The sequence below is a fragment of the Micromonospora sp. CNZ303 genome (assembly GCF_004345505.1).
In genome coordinates this window covers 1-1,298 of record NZ_SLVT01000053.1, presented here as the reverse complement: position 1 = coordinate 1,298, position 1,298 = coordinate 1, and the positions used below count along the sequence as shown (strand labels likewise).

The window sequence follows — 1,298 nt, the reverse complement described above, 5'->3', positions numbered from 1 at the left end:
GGCGGTTTCAAGGGGTCGTTGCAACGCGTTGGCTAGTCGGTGACGGCTAGGAGCTTAGCGAGGCGCTCGGCTGGGGTGTCCCAGCCGAGCGTTTTGCGTGGGCGGCCGTTGAGTTCGGCGGCGACGGTGGCGAGGTGGTCGGGGCTGTGGACGGCCAGGTCGGTGCCTTTGGGGAAGTACTGGCGCAGCAGTCCGTTGGTGTTCTCGTTGGAGCCGCGTTGCCAGGGTGAGTGCGGGTCGCAGAAGTAGACCGGCATCTGCGCGGTGATGCTGAACTGATGGTGCATCGCCATCTCGATGCCTTGGTCCCAGGTCAGAGACCGTTTCAGATGGTGCGGCAGGGTGGCCATGGCGGTGAGCAGGCCGTCGCGGACCCGGTCGGCGCTGCGGCCGGCGCCCAGGTGCACGAGCAGGACGTAGCGGGTGGAGCGTTCGACAAGTGTGCCGATGGCGGAGCCGTTGTCCTTGCCGATGATTAGGTCGCCTTCCCAATGTCCGGGCACGGCACGGTCGTCGGCCTCGGCGGGCCGTTCGCTGATCATCACCATCGGATGGGTGAAGCGGGGCTGGCGCTGGCCAGGCTGACGGCGGGGACGTCGCACCGCACGGCCGGTGCGCAGCGCGGCGGTCAGTTCTCGGCGCAGTTCGCCACGGCCCTGGACGTAGAGCGCCTGGTAGATCGTCTCGTGTGACACGTGCAGCTCGTTCCGCTCGGGAAAGTCACGGCGCAGCCGACGGCTGATCTGTTCCGGGCTGTGCTTGCAATCCAGCATGGCCTGGACGTGTTCCCGCAGCGCCGGGCACGCGGCGATTTTGCCGATCTTCGGACGAGGCCGCCTGCTGTCGGCGCGTTGCTGGGCTGCGTAGGGCCGGTAGTCACCGCTGTCCGGGTGCCGATTGCGGCGGATCTCCCGGCTGATCGTGCCTGGCGAACGCCGCAGCTCAGCGGCGATCGCCGCCTGCGAGGCACCCTCCCGCAGCCGATCAGCGATCACGATCCGCTCGGCCTGAGACAGAAACCGGTCTGCCACGGCCAAAGGCCGGGCAGCGGGAGGTACTCCCTGCTGCCCGGCCTTCGTCTGGATCGTGCGGCCGTACCGCCAGCGGTGACCAGTCTTGCGATTGATCCCGACCAGCCGGCACGCTTCACTCGTACTTACACCCCGCGCCACAAGATCCAAATATGCCTGGCGCTCCGCGCGAAGCTTCTTCGCTCCCTGCGGCCGGCGATCTCCACGGATCTCGAACACTGCAACCCCTGATCAGGTCAGGCGTTGCAACGATCCCTAGAACCCAAG

1 protein-coding gene is annotated in these 1,298 nt (G+C 67.3%); it reads right to left on the bottom strand.

Annotated elements, in window-relative coordinates:
• Positions 1-32 precede the first annotated feature (32 nt).
• Positions 33-1,181 carry an IS30 family transposase gene (locus EV374_RS32350; RefSeq protein WP_486486079.1) on the bottom strand — a complete coding sequence of 383 codons (1,149 nt, stop codon included), beginning with the start codon at positions 1,179-1,181 and terminating at the stop codon, positions 33-35.
• Between the last annotated feature and the right edge of the window lie 117 nt (positions 1,182-1,298).